Consider the following 13394-nt stretch of genomic DNA (forward strand, 5'->3'; position numbering starts at 1 on the left):
CGTCGCGGTTGCCCTCGCCGTTGGCCTCGTTGTGCTTGTCGTTGTAGGCGACCGTATCGTGCAGGGTGAAGCCGTCATGCGCGGTGAGGAAGTTCACCGACGCCCAGGGCTTGCGCCCGCGCTTGTCGAACTTGTCGGCCGAGCCCGTGATGCGGTTGGCCAGATCCGGCAGCAGGCCCTCGTCGCCCTTCCAGAACCCGCGCACGTCGTCGCGGAAGCGGTCGTTCCACTCGGCCCAGCCGGGCGGGAAGCCGCCGACCTGATAGCCGCCCGGGCCGCAATCCCACGGCTCGGCGATGAGCTTGACGTCGTTGAGCACCGGGTCCTGCCGGCAGGCGTCGAGGAAGCCGCCGCCCTCGTCGAAGCCGTGCGGCTCGCGGCCGAGGATGGTGGCGAGGTCGAAGCGGAAGCCGTCGACGCGCATCTCGGTCGCCCAGTAGCGCAACGAGTCCATGACGAGTTGCAGCACGCGCGGATGCGACAGGTTGAGGGTGTTCCCGGTGCCGGTGTCGTTGATGTAGTACCGCTCCTGTCCCGGCAGCAGCCGGTAGTAGGAGGCGTTGTCGATCCCCTTGAACGAGAGCGTCGGCCCCTTCTCGTTGCCTTCCGCCGTGTGGTTGTAGACCACGTCGAGGATCACCTCGAGGCCGGCTCCGTGCAGGCGGGCGACCATCTCCTTGAACTCGGAGAAGGCGAAGTCCGGCACCGCCGCGTAGCGCCGGGCCGGCGTGAAGAACGAGATCGTGTTGTAGCCCCAGTAATTGACGAGATTCTTCTCCTGCAGGTAGTCGTCCTGCACGAAGGCGTGGACCGGCAGCAGCTCGACCGCGGTGACGCCGAGGCTCTTGATGTAGTCGAGCACGTCCGGCGTGCCGAGGCCGGCATAGGTGCCCCTGAGCTTCTCGGTCACCCGCGGATGCAGCTTGGTCAGGCCCTTCACGTGGGCCTCGTAGATGATCGTCTTGTCCCACGGCACCTTCGGCTTGACGTCGCGGCCCCAGGTGAAGGCCGGGTCGATCACTTGGCAGCGGCGGGTGTAGGGGGCGCTGTCGCGCTCGTCGAAGGTGAGGTCGTCGCCGGTCTCCATCTTGTAGCCGAACAGGGCCGGGTTCCAGGTGATGGAGCCGACGAGGCCCTTGGCATAGGGGTCGATCAGGAGCTTGTTCGGGTTGAAGCGGTGGCCCGCCTCCGGCTCGTAGGGCCCGTGCACGCGGTAGCCGTAGATGGTGCCGGGGCGCGCGTCCGGCAGGTAGCCGTGCCAGACCTCGTCGGTGTATTCGGGCAGCGCGATCCGCTCGATCTCCTTCTCCCCGGCGTCGTCGAACAGGCAGACCTCGACCTTGGTGGCGCGGGCGGAGAAGAGCGCGAAGTTGACGCCGAGCCCGTCCCAGGTGGCGCCGCGGGGATAGGGCTGCCCCTCCTGGATGCGCGAGCGGACGGGGCGGGTGGAGGCTGCGTATCGGTTATGGTCGGCCATGATCACTCCGTCGGCCGGGGCCGCATCCAAGAACCGCCGCCGGACGCCCGGCAGCGGGGCACCGGGGCCGGATTGTGAACGTGCCGGCCCGGACGAAGCTCCGCCGTGCGGAAAATTTTTGCGCTGCAGCGACGACGATTGCGCGGATGCGGGACGGGGCGAGGAAAGCGTTCCGCCGGTTGCGTTTTTGCGCGGTCGGGGTTCTTCCGCGATCCCCCGCGACGCGCCATAGTGCGCCGCCGCCGGGCCGAGGCCGATCCGCGCGGCGCGTCCCCGGAGGAGCCTGATGACCGAGAAGGGAACGAACGACGAGGCCCCCGACCACGCCTCCGGCCTTCAGATCGTGGCCGAGCGCCACGGCGTCAGCCTCGACGCGGTGCGCCACCTGATGCGGGCGCTGGAGGCCGGCCACGGCACTATGGCGCAGTTCGACCATCCCGAACTCGGCGGCATGGGCCAGTGGTTCTCCGGCGGCATGGTCATGGTCGGGCGGATGTTCGACGCCGAGCTGAAGGCGCGCGTCGCCGGCCTCTGCGCGGATCTCGCCGGCTCGCTGCCCGCCGCCGGCTGGAGCGGGGCCGGCGGGACCGCGGGTGTGCGCGGCGGCGGCGCGTGGTGGCCGGCGGGCCTCGGCAGCCCGTCGAGCGCCGGCGCGCAGAACGGCCTGCGCTACGCCTACTTCCCCGAGACCCGCCGGCTGGCGATCGAGTCCGGCACCGGCGTCGCGCTCTACGACACCGGTGGGCACCACATCTCCGGCGTGTCGCAGGCCAACGGCGACCTGCGCTTCACCGGGCCGCAGGGTAGCGTCGCCCTCGACACGCTGAAGCGCCTCGACGCGGACGCGCCGGCGGGCGGGACGGCGACGCCCGCCTCCGAGACCGACCCGGCCGCGGCGCGGGGCGACGTCATCGCGACGATCGAGCGGCTGGCCGAGCTTCACCGCCGCGGCGTGCTCACCGAGCGCGAGTTCGCCGACAAGAAGGCCGAGTTGCTCTCGCGGATCTGACCGACCCGCGCCATATCCTGGCAGCGGCCGGGCGCGCCGCCGGACCCCGCATGGCCCTGACCCGCGACCTCCTCGACGTCACGACGATCTACCACGAGCCGGCGGCGGCCGATTTTCTGCGCGGTCGCGAGATCCTGTCCCGGTTTCCCGAGGCGCGGCGCATCCCGGTGGCCTCGCACTGGAACATCCCGGACCTCCACGGCAACGCGGGCTCGGTCGAGGACTGGGTCCGGATCAAACGCTCGACACTGGTGCTCGGCGTGAAGAAGGGGCTCGCCCTGCGGCCGAACGGGCGCAGCGCCCACTTCATCGCGCCCTCGACCTCGAACGGCTGTGCGATGGCCTGCGCCTACTGCTACGTGCCGCGGCGCAAGGGGTTTTCCAACCCGATCTCGCTGTTCGTGAACGTGGAGGCGGTCTGCGCCGCGATCGCACGGCACGCAGGCGGGCAGGGCCCGCTGCCGGAGCCCGACACGATCGATCCCGAGCACTGGGTCTACGACATCGGCGAGAACGGCGACCTCTCGGTCGATGCCGCGATCTGCGGCAACGTCCGCGACCTCGTGGCCCTGTTCCGGAGCCTGCCGAACGCCAAGGGCTCGTTCGCGACGAAGGCGGTCAACCGCGACCTGCTCGCCTACGACCCGCAGGGAAAGACCCGCCTGCGCTTCTCGCTGATGCCGGCGCGGATCGCGAAGATCGTCGACGTGCGCACCGCGCCGATCCCCGAGCGGATCGCGGCGATCGACGATTTCGTCGCCGCCGGCTACGAGGTCCACCTCAACTTCTCCCCCGTGATCCTCTACGAGGGCTGGGAGGCGGACTGGCGCGCGCTGTTTGCCGAGATCGATGGGACGCTCTCGGCGGCGGCCAAGGCGCAGCTCAAGTGCGAGATCATCCTGCTGACGCACAACGCGGGCCTGCACGCGGTCAACCTCGGCTGGCACCCGCGCGCCGAGGACCTGCTGTGGCGGCCCGACATCCAGGAGGCGAAGGTCTCGCAGGGCGGCGGCACGAACGTCCGCTACCGCGCCGGCTGGAAGGGCCGCTGGCTTGCCCGTTTCACGGCGCTGCTCGCCGAGACCATGCCGTACTGCACCGTGCGCTACGCGTTCTGAACCGGTCCGCCCGTCCGTGCGTTCGCCCGAAACGCAGGCGGCGGCGAGGGATGCGAATGAACGGGCACCGGAGATACCTGAGCGAGGCGGTGGCGCTCGCCGCCGCCAACGTCCGCGACGGCGGTACGCCCTACGGCGCGGTGCTGGTGCGCGGGGACGAGGTGCTCGCGCGCTGCGCCAACAACGTCCACCTCACCAACGACCCCACGGACCATGCCGAGATGGCGGCGCTCCGCGCGGCGAGCGCCCGCCTCGGCAGCCGCGACCTGTCCGGAGCGGTGATGTACGCCAGCGGCCGGCCCTGCCCGATGTGCCACGCCGCGATGCGGCTCTCCGGCATCCGCGAGGGGTACTTCGCCAACGCCGCCGAGACGGCGGCCGGCTTCGGGCTGCTGGATGCCGGGATCTATGCCGAATTGTGCCGGCCGCTCGACCAGCAGCCGATGCGGCTTTCCCACCTCGACGTTCCAGACGCGGCCGGACCCTACGCCGCCTGGAAGGCGCGCAAGGACGCGCAGTGAGCCAAGGACCGCGGTGAGCCAAGGACGAGCACTGTGCAACGGGCCCCGGCTCAGTGCGTCCAGGGGCCGGTGCGGTTGAACTTGAAGTTGTCGGAATAGGACAGCCCCTTGCGCAGCACCGGCTTCTGCGGCTCCTCGATGCGGTAGGCGATGCCGGCCTTCCTGGCGTAGGCCACCGCCTCCTCCAGCGTCTCGAACTTCAGGCGCACCTGCTGGAGCATGTCGGAGGAGCCGACCCAGCCCATCAACGGGTCGGTCTCCCGCGGGGCGGTCTGGTCGAATTCGAGGTGCCACACCTTGGTCCGGGCGAGACCGGACTGCGAGGCGTCCTTGGACGGCTGGAAAATGCGTGCGCTCGACATGCTCGGGATACGGCTCCGGAACGCGATGGTCGGGGCGATAGGATTCGAACCTACGACCCCCTGGTCCCAAACCAGGTGCGCTACCAGACTGCGCTACACCCCGACGGCCCGCGATGGCCACACGGCTCTAGCGTCTTGCCCGGTCCGGCGCAACCCGATCGACCGCGCCCGGCAGGGCGATCGCTCGAAGAGCGATCGTGTCGCTTTCCGGGCGCGAAGAGCGCCCCGCGGAGCGGGCCCGAGAGGACGGATGTCCTCTCGGGCGTCGAGCGGAGCGCAAGCCAAGGCCGCGGAGGCGGCCGCCGGCGCTTGAGGCAACGATAAACCAGGGCGATCGCTTTCAAGCGATCGCCCTGCGCGCACGGAACCGGTAAGACCGGGCCCGCACGCGGAGGCCCGACCGGCCTTTGCCGACGGTCAATCGCCGGTGCCGGGCTGGGCGGAGAAATGCGCCTCGAACTTCCCGGCCACGCCGTCCCACGTCTTGGCGTCGGAGGGCGCGTCCTTCTTCTGGGTGATGTTCGGCCAGTCCCTGGCGTAGTCGGCGTTGACCTTGAGCCAGGTTTCGAGGTTCGGCTCGGTGTCGGGCTTGATCGCCTCGGCCGGGCATTCCGGCTCGCACACGCCGCAATCGATGCACTCGTCGGGATGGATGACGAGCATGTTCTCGCCCTCGTAGAAGCAGTCCACCGGGCAGACTTCCACGCAGTCCATGTACTTGCACTTGATGCAGTTGTCGGTGACGACGTAGGTCATGGCGCGATTTTCGTCCTCGATCCGCGCAGGCCGCATCCGCGGCCGCCGGGGGCTCGAACGGTTCCGCGGGCTGGCGGATCGCGCTCGGCTTGCGTGTCGACGGGGCCGTTCGACGGCCCCTGGATGGCAACGGCTCTAGCCGCTGCCACGAAGGCTGACAAGCGCGCCCACGCCGCAGCGGGCGTGCACTGCGGGACTGTGGCCTGCCTACGAGGATTGCGGGGACGGCCCGTCCTCCGCCGCGCCGCTCCCGGCGGCGAGGTCGACGTAGAGCCGGCGCGCCTCGGGCGCCGGCCCGCGGCGCTCGCCCAGTTCCGCGACGCGCAGGATCGCGGTGACGTGGGCGGCCGCGACCGTCACCACGTCGCCGACCGCGAGGCCCTTGGCGGGCACGGTGACCCGCAGCCCGTTGACGCGCACATACCCGTCCTCGACGAGGCGGGCGGCGAGCGACCGGGTCTTGGCCAGCCGCGCGAACCACAGCCACTTGTCCAGCCGCTGCCGCAAGTCCCTCATCCCGAACGGCGGGTGCTCACCGCTTGCCGCTCTCGCCCGATTCGAGCTGCGCCTTCAGGGCGGCGAGCTTGGCGAAGGGCGAATCCGGATCGGGCGCGCGCTCGCGCCGCGGGGGCCGGGCGTCCGGGCGCGGCGCGCCCTGCCGCGACTCGTCGCGGCGGTCCGGGCGGGCACCCGGCTCGAAACGCTCGCGGCGCGGCCCGCCCTCGTGGCGGCGAGCGCCTTCTGGCCGGCTATCTTCGGGCCGACCACCTTCCGGCCGATCCTGGCGCGGCGGCCGGTCGCGGCCCTCGGCGGCCTGCGGACGCGGCGGCCGGTCCCGGCCTCCGTCGCGGCGCGGCTCGCCTTCGCGCCGTGCCTCGCCCTGCGGCGCACCGGGCGCGCCGTCGCGGCCGCGGCCGGCGCCGCGCGGGCGGTTCTGGCGCGGGCTGGCTTGGCGCTGGTGGCGCTGGAGGGTCCAGACCTCGACGGTCGCGGGCTCGGCCGGCGCCGCATCGGAGACGGCGTCGGCCAGCAGTTCGGCCGCGGCCTCGGCGGGCACCGCATCGCCCGCAGCAGATTGCCCGGCGACCGGCTCCGGCTCGGCCGCGGACACCGCGGCAGGCACGTTGTCCGCCGGCTCCGGGGCAGCTTCCGCGGGTTCGGCGGCGGCCTCGGTCGAGACGGACGCGGCGGCCGGCTCCTCCTCGACCATGGCCGCCTGCGCGATGGCGGGCTCGACGGCCGGGTCCGAAGCCGGATCGTGCGCGGCCTCGACTGGGGCGTCGGCGGCGCCGGCCTCCGGGGTGTCCTCCTCGGCGGGGACCGCCTCCGCGTCCGAAGCCTCCTCCGCGGGCTCTGTCGCGGCGTCCGTCGCGGGCGCCACCGGCTGCACCGGCACGGTCGCCGCCGCCGGCAGCAGCGGCACGGTGATGGCGGGGCCGGGCCGGGTCTCGACGGCGTAGCCGAGCGAGGTCAGGATCGAGGCGAAGTCCTCGCCCGAGCAGCCGACCAGCGAGGTCATGCCGACGGTGGCCACGAAGCCGTCGCGGTCGGCGGCGCCCGGCGGCGGCGCGCCGGGGGTGGTGCCCGGCCGGTAGGCGACCGCCGGCCGGATCAGGTCGGCCAGCCGCTCCAGGATGTCGACGCGCACCGCCCGGCCGCCGCAGACGCGGAATCCGGCTGCGCGATAGAGCCCCTTGGCGATCTCGGGATCAACCTTGATCGAGGTGCGGCCGGAGCCGGCCAGGTGCGCGATCTCGTCGAGCCCGCGCTGCTCCAGACCGCCGTTCTGGAGCGCCCAGAGCTGGGCGGCCAGCGTGCGCGGCGCCGGCTTCAGCAGGGCCGGCAGGAACAGGTGGTAGGCGCCGAAGCGCACGCCGTGGCGGCGCAGTGCCCCGCGGCCGTCCTGATCGAGGGTGCGCATCTCCTGCGCGACGCGGGCGCGCTCCAGCACGCCCAGCGCCTCCGCGACCTGGAAGCCGATGCCCTTGGCGAGTCCCGTGAGGTCGGCAGCGGTCTCGATCTCCGCCAGCGGCCCGAGCAGGCGCGCGACATGCGCCTTCAGCCACGCGTCGAGCCGCGCCGCAACCTTTTCGCGATGCGGGCCCGCCAGGGCGTCGTCGGCGAGCAGGCGGATCTGGGGCGAAAAGACCTTGTCGCCGGGGGCGAGCTTGGCCACCGGCGCGCCGGTCCAGCGGATCACGCCCTCGTGGCTGAGCACCAGCGCGGCGTCGGCGGCCGAGGCGAAGCGTTCGGCGCGGGCGTCGATCTCGCCGGCCAGGCCCTTCTCGGCGGCGCTGCGCAGCGTCTTGGCCTCGTGGCCTTCGGCGCTGGCGTCGGGCACGAACAGGAAGCCGTGCAGATGACCGACATGTTGACCCTCGACGGTGACGTCCCCGTCGGGGGTGATCTGGGCTTCCAGCATCGTGTTCTCTCTCAGGCGCCGCATCAGGACGCTGGTGCGCCGATCGACGAAGCGGCTCGCGAGGCGTTCGTGCAGGGCGTCGGACAGCCTGTCCTCTACCCGACGCGTCTCGCCCTGCCAATGTGCCGGGTCGCGCAGCCAGTCCGGCCGGTTGGCGACGAAGGTCCAGGTGCGCCCGTGCGCAATCCGCCGGGACAGGGTCTCGATGTCGCCGTCGGTGCGGTCGATCATCGCCACCTGCTCGGCAAACCACGTGTCGGGGATGCGCCCGGCCATGCCCCGCATCAGGAAGCGGTACAGCTCGGCCACGAGGTCGGCGTGAACCTGCGGGTGGACCTTGCGGTAATCCGGCACGCCGCAGACGTCCCAGAGGCGCCTGACCGCGGCTTGGCTCCGCGACAGGTCCCGGATGTCGTCCTCCTTCATCAGGATCTCGAGCGCCTGCTGGTCCTCGCCCATCGGCGCGCGGGTGAGGCCCTGTTCGCGCGGGTGCTCGTCGAGGCTCTGCTGGAGATCCTCCAGGGAGCCGAAGGCGAGGTCGGAATTGCGCCATTGCAGGATGCGCAACGGGTCGAAGTCGTGGCTCTCCAGGCGCTCGACCATCTCGGGCTCGAACGGGCGGCAGCGCCCCGTCGAGCCGAAGGTGCCGTCCGCGAGGTGGCGGCCGGCGCGGCCCGCGATCTGGCCGAGTTCGGCCGGCGTCAGCTTGCGGAAGCGGGTGCCGTCGTACTTCCAGGTCGCGGCGAAGGCGACGTGATCGACGTCGAGGTTGAGGCCCATCCCGACGGCGTCGGTAGCCACGAGGTAGTCGACGTCGCCCGACTGGTACAGTTCGACCTGGGCGTTGCGGGTGCGCGGCGAGAGCGCGCCGAGCACCACCGCCGCGCCGCCGCGCTGGCGCCGTATCAGCTCGGCGATGGCGTAGACCTCTTCGGCCGAGAACGCGACGATCGCGGTGCGCCGCGGCATCCGCCCGAGCTTCTTCTCGCCGGCAAACGTCAGCTTCGACAGGCGCGGGCGCGTCGTGGTGTGGACGTTGGGGATCAGCGCCTGCACCAGCGGCAGGATGGTGGAGGAGCCGATCAGCAGGGTCTCCTCGCGGCCGCGCTGGTTCAGCAGCCGGTCGGTGAAGACGTGGCCGCGGTCCATGTCGGCGGCGAGCTGGATCTCGTCGATGGCCACGAACGCCACGTCGAGGTCGCGCGGCATCGCCTCGATCGTGGCGATCCAGTAGCGCGGCCGGTCCGGCTTGATCTTCTCCTCGCCGGTGACCAGCGCGACCTTGTCGATGCCGACGCGGGCGACGACGCGCAGGTAGACCTCGCGGGCGAGCAGCCGCAGCGGCAGGCCGATCATCCCCGTGGGGTGCGCCAGCATCCGCTCGATGGCCAGGTGCGTCTTGCCGGTGTTGGTCGGCCCGAGCACCGCCGTGACGCCGCGCGCGCGGGCGGACGGAGGAAGGGAGCGGCGCTGGTGGAGGATCGGGACAATCCCTTCAATAGGAAGCCGTGCCCTTCGGCGAGGAAGCCGTGCCCTTCGGCAGAGAGCCGCGCGTCGCGAGGCCGCCGTGCAGGCGCGCCGTCAGTCGGACGACGATGCGCCTCCGCGCCGGGCCGGCAGCCCATATGGTGCTCGGCGCGCCCCGCCGCCAAGGCCGGACGCCGATCCGTCGCGGGCGGGCGTGCCGTAGAGGTCGATCCGCACCTGCGGCGGCGCGGTCTCGATGTCGGCGCAGAGGGTGTCCGGCACCGCGGTGAGCGGCCCGCGCCGGGGGCCGCGCCCCTCGGTCACCGTGGCCGAGGAATAGGCGTTCCCGCCGCAGCCGCCGCCCGATTCCAGCGGCCCGGCCGCGGCCGGGAGCGCGGCGACGGCGAGCAGGACCGCCAGGGACGCCGGCCGGCGCATCGTCAGCGGCCGAGGCTCGCGACGCCGCCTTGCATGGCCGGCGTCGCGGCGGCGGCGGCGCTGCGCACCCAGCGCGTCGCCTCGATGATGTTGGTGCCGATGGTGGTACGCACCGAAATCCGGATCGGCACGAGCATCCGCGTCCCCTCGACCGGCGCGAGCCAGACCGACATGTCGCGGTTCTCCTCCATGAAGCGCACCCCCGGCCGGTCCGGCCGGTGGCCGGCGATCGCCTGATAGCGGGCATTGCAGACCAGCACCGGGCCGGCATAGCCCGGCTTCTCCACGGCCCGGGTCTCGCCGTAGCTCAGCACCACGTCGAAGCGGGTCGCGCCGTCGAAGACCGGCAGCGTGCGGTTGCAGTTGGCCGGGTCGGTGAGTTCGCCCGCGGCGTGGGCCGGCATCAGCAGCGCGCTCGCCGGGTCCATGATGCCGCGCTTGTTCGCGGGCGTGATCGGCACGCGGTCGTCCATGTCGACGAGCGGCGGCGTCACCTCGGCCTGGGTGACGTTGCCGTGGGCGAGCGCCATCCGCACCGCGATGCCGGACTGCGCCGTCCGCGTCGCGATCGAGAAGGCGCCGGGCTGCGGTCCCGCGGCGATCGTGCCCGAGGAGCGGGCCGAGCCCTGGCCGCCGGTGATCGCGCCTACGAGGCCGGTCAGCGTCGCGGAGACGTCGACGCGGTACTTCGTCCCCTCGAACGTCCCGGAAAGATGCGCCGTGCCGATCGGCAGGCCGGCCAGCGCGATGCCGTAATCGACGGTGATCGCGGCAGGCGCCGCCTGCCCGGCCGCGCGCGGCCGGGCGTCGGCCGGGGCGGCGGCGAGGATCGCCGCCGCGATCAGGCCGGCGCGCAGACGCGGCATCGTGCGAGTGTCCGAGGTGGCGCCCATGGTCCGGATCTTGATCCTCGAAACGCGCCCGCGGGCACCGGTCGGACGCCGGCGGCACTGTCAGCCGTTATCCCGGGAACAGGGTTAACAGACCGTTGGGCCCCCGTCCGTCGCGGATCGGGCACACAGGCTGCGTCTCCACCTTGACGGATCGGGCGGCTCTCGCCTAGAACCCCGGCCTTCAACAGGACTCTTTCGGACCTGGAACCGCGCTCAGGCGCCGACCGTGGCGTGCGCCGTGACGGCCGCCGCGCTCCAGGCACCGGACCGACAATCGCACGACACGGGATTCAGATCATGGCACGCCGCTGCGAACTCACCGGCAAGGCCGTTCAGGTCGGCCACCTCGTGAGCCACTCGAACCACAAGACGAAGTGCCGGTTCCTGCCGAACCTCTGCAACGTCACGCTGATCTCCGACGCGCTCAACCGTCGCGTGCGCCTGCGCGTCACCGCCCACGCCCTGCGCTCGGTCGAGCACCGCGGCGGCCTCGACGCCTTCCTCGTGAAGGCCCGCGAGATCGAGCTGTCGCAGACGGCCAAGCTGCTCAAGCGCGAGATCCACAAGAAGCTCGGCGAGACGGTGGCCCCGGAAGCCGTCGCCGCCTGACCTGCCGGTCGCCCTCGGGCGACCCCGGACCGTGAACCGCTGCATGGACCCTCGTGCGGGCGGTTTTCTCACGGCTCGCGATCCGGCGGTCTTCGCCGGCGCGCCGCTGGACGCGATCAAGTGCGCCGCCGCGTTGCTGATGGTCGGCGACCACGTCGACACCATCCTGCTCGACGGCCACGCGGTCGTGCTGTGGCGGCTCGGACGCATCGCCTTCCCGCTGTTCTGCCTCGTGCTGGCGCTGCACCTCGCCCGCGGCGCCGATCCCGGCCGCTACGGGCTGGCGCTGCTCGTGCTCGCGGTGCCGACGCAGGCCGTCTACGCCGCCGCCTTCCCCTACGGCACCACCGAGGGCAGCATCCTGTTCACCCTGGCGACGGGTGCGGCGCTCGCGGCCTTCCTCGACCGTGCAGGGGCGATGCTCCGGCACCTGACCTTCGCCGCCGGGCTGACCGTGGTGGTCGCGGCTCCGAACCTCGCCAGGACCGCGGTGGATTTCGGCCTCGCCGGCATCCTGCTCCCCCCGGCGCTGCTGCTGACCCTGCGAGATCCCCCCGTCTACGTCCCCTGGCTCGCGGCGGTGGTCGTCGGCCTGAACTGGCACGGCTGGCACCCCCGTGGCGAGACGGCGTGGGTGTCGGCGCTGACAGATGCGGGCACGATCCTCGTGTGCGTGCCGCTCGCGGCGCTGGCGGCAAGCGGCCTGCGGGGAAGGCGGCGCTTCCTCCCGCCCTACGCGCTCCAGGCGTTCTACCCGGGGCATCTCGCCGTGCTGGTCGCCCTGCGGGCGCTGGGCTGAGCGGGCGATGCGTCCGCTCAGCGCCGTCGGCCGCCCGCGGCGCGCATCGAAGCACGGGACCCTCCGGCGCCGTCCTCCTCGAACAGCTCGGCGAGCTTTTCCGTCATCGCGCCGCCCAGCTCCTCGGCGTCGATGATCGTCACGGCCCGGCGGTAGTAGCGCGTCACGTCGTGGCCGATGCCGATGGCGAGCAACTCCACCGGCGAGCGCAGTTCGATCTCCTCGATCATCCAGCGCAGGTGCCGCTCCAGGTAGTTGCCGGCGTTGACCGACAGGGTCGAATCGTCGACCGGCGCGCCGTCCGAGATCACCATCATGATCTTGCGCTGCTCGGGCCGGCCGAGCAGGCGCTTGTGCGCCCAGTCGAGGGCCTCGCCGTCGATGTTCTCCTTGAGCAGGCCCTCGCGCATCATCAGCCCGAGGTTCTTCCGCGCCCGGCGCCAGGGCGCGTCGGCGCTCTTGTAGACGATGTGGCGCAGGTCGTTCAAGCGCCCCGGCGCGTTCGGCTTGCCGGCGGCGAGCCACGCCTCGCGCGACTGGCCGCCCTTCCAGGCGCGGGTGGTGAAGCCGAGGATCTCGACCTTCACGCCGCAGCGCTCCAGCGTGCGCGCGAGGATGTCGGCGCAGGTCGCCGCCACCGTGATCGGCCGCCCGCGCATCGAGCCCGAGTTGTCGAGAAGCAGCGTCACGACGGTGTCGCGGAAGTTGGTGTCCTTCTCCTGCTTGAACGAGAGCGGCTGGAACGGGTCTGTGACCACGCGCACGAGGCGTGCCGGGTCGATCTGGCCCTCTTCCAGGTCGAAGTCCCAGGCGCGGTTCTGCTGCGCGAGCAGCCGGCGCTGGAGGCGGTTGGCCAGCTGCCCGACGACGCCCTGGAGATGCGAGAGCTGCTTGTCGAGGTAGCTGCGCAGGCGCGCGAGTTCGTCGGCATCGCACAGGTCCTCGGCGTGGACGACCTCGTCGAACTTCCCGTTGAAGACTCGGTAATCAGGCCCGCGCGGCTCGTTGGCCGGCCGCTGCGGCGGGCGCCACGATTCCGAGGCGTCCTCCGATTCGGCGTTCTCGGCCTCGTCCGGAAGTTCGCCGGACGGCGCGTCGGCGGCTTCCTGCGCGCCCTCCTCGATGTCGTCGGAGGCGTCCTCCGAGCTCTCGGTCTCGGCCCGGTCGCCCTGGCTCTGCTCCTCGGCCTCGCCCTCGCTCGGGGTCTGCTCGTCGTCCTGGGCGTCGTTCTCGTCGTCGTTCTCGTCGTCCTCCGGGTCGAACGGCGACTCGTCGGCCAGGTCGAGCGACGAGAGCAGGTCACGCACCGAGCGGGCGAAGCCGCGCTGGTCCTCGATCGAGCCGATCAACCCGTCGAGGTTCCGGCCCGCCTTGTCCTCGATATGCGGGCGCCACAGCTCGACGATGCGCCGCGCCGCCGCGGGCGGCGCCTGGCCGGTGAGGCGCTCGCGCACCATCAGGGCGACCGCGTCCTCCATCGGCGCGTCGGCCCGGTCGGTGATGGTCTCGTACTTGCCGCCGCG

13 protein-coding genes and 1 tRNA gene are annotated in these 13394 nt (G+C 72.1%); 5 read left to right on the top strand and 9 right to left on the bottom strand.

The window, feature by feature from the left end; translation table 11 throughout:
• Window positions 1-1477 (bottom strand): glycogen debranching protein GlgX (gene glgX / locus ACFE86_RS16415; RefSeq protein WP_375456399.1); only part of this gene is annotated, 1477 nt, incomplete at its 3' end.
• Between the two features lie 286 nt (window positions 1478-1763).
• On the opposite strand from glgX, the gene ACFE86_RS16420 reads away from it, so the two are divergent.
• The 3 genes from ACFE86_RS16420 to ACFE86_RS16430 are packed head-to-tail and all read left to right on the top strand — an operon-like array spanning window position 1764 to window position 4125.
• Window positions 1764-2486, top strand: coding sequence for an SHOCT domain-containing protein (locus ACFE86_RS16420; protein ID WP_375456400.1), 723 nt, complete (start codon window positions 1764-1766; stop codon window positions 2484-2486).
• A gap of 50 nt (window positions 2487-2536) precedes the next feature.
• On the top strand, window positions 2537-3604 hold the full coding sequence (locus ACFE86_RS16425; protein WP_375456401.1) for a spore photoproduct lyase family protein: 1068 nt from the start codon (window positions 2537-2539) through the stop codon (window positions 3602-3604).
• Between the two features lie 56 nt (window positions 3605-3660).
• Window positions 3661-4125, top strand: a complete 465-nt coding sequence (locus ACFE86_RS16430) for a nucleoside deaminase (protein ID WP_375456402.1) — start codon at window positions 3661-3663, stop codon at window positions 4123-4125.
• 50 nt (window positions 4126-4175) lie between these two features.
• Here ACFE86_RS16430 and ACFE86_RS16435 read toward each other — a convergent pair whose 3' ends face one another.
• The 7 genes from ACFE86_RS16435 to ACFE86_RS16465 all read right to left on the bottom strand — a co-directional run bounded on the left by ACFE86_RS16435 (window position 4176) and on the right by ACFE86_RS16465 (window position 10436).
• Window positions 4176-4487, bottom strand: a complete 312-nt coding sequence (locus ACFE86_RS16435) for an ETC complex I subunit (protein WP_375456403.1) — start codon at window positions 4485-4487, stop codon at window positions 4176-4178.
• A 26-nt stretch (window positions 4488-4513) separates the two neighbouring features.
• Window positions 4514-4590, bottom strand: a tRNA-Pro gene (locus ACFE86_RS16440).
• A gap of 314 nt (window positions 4591-4904) precedes the next feature.
• The gene (gene fdxA / locus ACFE86_RS16445) at window positions 4905-5243 is read right to left on the bottom strand and encodes a ferredoxin FdxA (protein ID WP_375456404.1); all 339 of its coding nucleotides are present in this window, start codon (window positions 5241-5243) and stop codon (window positions 4905-4907) included.
• Window positions 5244-5450: 207 nt separating this feature from the next.
• A complete protein-coding gene (locus ACFE86_RS16450; protein WP_375456405.1) occupies window positions 5451-5759 on the bottom strand; it encodes an RNA-binding S4 domain-containing protein in 309 nt (102 codons plus the stop codon).
• Window positions 5760-5775: 16 nt separating this feature from the next.
• The gene (locus ACFE86_RS16455) at window positions 5776-9090 is read right to left on the bottom strand and encodes a helicase-related protein (RefSeq protein ID WP_375456406.1); all 3315 of its coding nucleotides are present in this window, start codon (window positions 9088-9090) and stop codon (window positions 5776-5778) included.
• Window positions 9091-9246: 156 nt separating this feature from the next.
• Window positions 9247-9570 carry a hypothetical protein gene (locus ACFE86_RS16460; protein ID WP_375456407.1) on the bottom strand — a complete coding sequence of 108 codons (324 nt, stop codon included), beginning with the start codon at window positions 9568-9570 and terminating at the stop codon, window positions 9247-9249.
• A gap of 2 nt (window positions 9571-9572) precedes the next feature.
• A complete protein-coding gene (locus tag ACFE86_RS16465) occupies window positions 9573-10436 on the bottom strand; it encodes a DUF3108 domain-containing protein (RefSeq protein WP_375456408.1) in 864 nt (287 codons plus the stop codon).
• A gap of 324 nt (window positions 10437-10760) precedes the next feature.
• Here ACFE86_RS16465 and rpmB point away from each other — a divergent pair, with 324 nt between their 5' ends.
• Entirely contained in the window at window positions 10761-11072 is a 312-nt protein-coding gene (rpmB, locus tag ACFE86_RS16470) for a 50S ribosomal protein L28 (protein ID WP_375456409.1), read from the top strand.
• A 43-nt stretch (window positions 11073-11115) separates the two neighbouring features.
• Window positions 11116-11871: a TraX family protein gene (locus ACFE86_RS16475; protein WP_375456410.1), complete on the top strand. Its 756-nt coding sequence runs from the start codon at window positions 11116-11118 to the stop codon at window positions 11869-11871.
• Between the two features lie 17 nt (window positions 11872-11888).
• Here ACFE86_RS16475 and cobT read toward each other — a convergent pair.
• A partial coding sequence (gene cobT / locus ACFE86_RS16480) for a cobaltochelatase subunit CobT (protein ID WP_375456411.1) occupies window positions 11889-13394 on the bottom strand: 1506 nt, incomplete at its 5' end.

It is taken from the genome of uncultured Methylobacterium sp. (assembly GCF_964244095.1).
Taxonomy (GTDB): domain Bacteria; phylum Pseudomonadota; class Alphaproteobacteria; order Rhizobiales; family Beijerinckiaceae; genus Methylobacterium.

What these genes read in the sequence shown, in the direction of transcription:
- ACFE86_RS16425 (WP_375456401.1), top strand. Translation starts at nt 2,537, where the DNA reads ATGGCCCTGACCCGCGACCTCCTCGACGTCACGACGATCTACCACGAG.
- ACFE86_RS16465 (WP_375456408.1), bottom strand. Translation starts at nt 10,436, where the DNA reads ATGCCGCGTCTGCGCGCCGGCCTGATCGCGGCGGCGATCCTCGCCGCC.
- rpmB (WP_375456409.1), top strand. Translation starts at nt 10,761, where the DNA reads ATGGCACGCCGCTGCGAACTCACCGGCAAGGCCGTTCAGGTCGGCCAC.
- ACFE86_RS16460 (WP_375456407.1), bottom strand. Translation starts at nt 9,570, where the DNA reads ATGCGCCGGCCGGCGTCCCTGGCGGTCCTGCTCGCCGTCGCCGCGCTC.
- ACFE86_RS16420 (WP_375456400.1), top strand. Translation starts at nt 1,764, where the DNA reads ATGACCGAGAAGGGAACGAACGACGAGGCCCCCGACCACGCCTCCGGC.
- ACFE86_RS16450 (WP_375456405.1), bottom strand. Translation starts at nt 5,759, where the DNA reads ATGAGGGACTTGCGGCAGCGGCTGGACAAGTGGCTGTGGTTCGCGCGG.
- ACFE86_RS16475 (WP_375456410.1), top strand. Translation starts at nt 11,116, where the DNA reads ATGGACCCTCGTGCGGGCGGTTTTCTCACGGCTCGCGATCCGGCGGTC.
- ACFE86_RS16430 (WP_375456402.1), top strand. Translation starts at nt 3,661, where the DNA reads ATGAACGGGCACCGGAGATACCTGAGCGAGGCGGTGGCGCTCGCCGCC.
- fdxA (WP_375456404.1), bottom strand. Translation starts at nt 5,243, where the DNA reads ATGACCTACGTCGTCACCGACAACTGCATCAAGTGCAAGTACATGGAC.
- ACFE86_RS16435 (WP_375456403.1), bottom strand. Translation starts at nt 4,487, where the DNA reads ATGTCGAGCGCACGCATTTTCCAGCCGTCCAAGGACGCCTCGCAGTCC.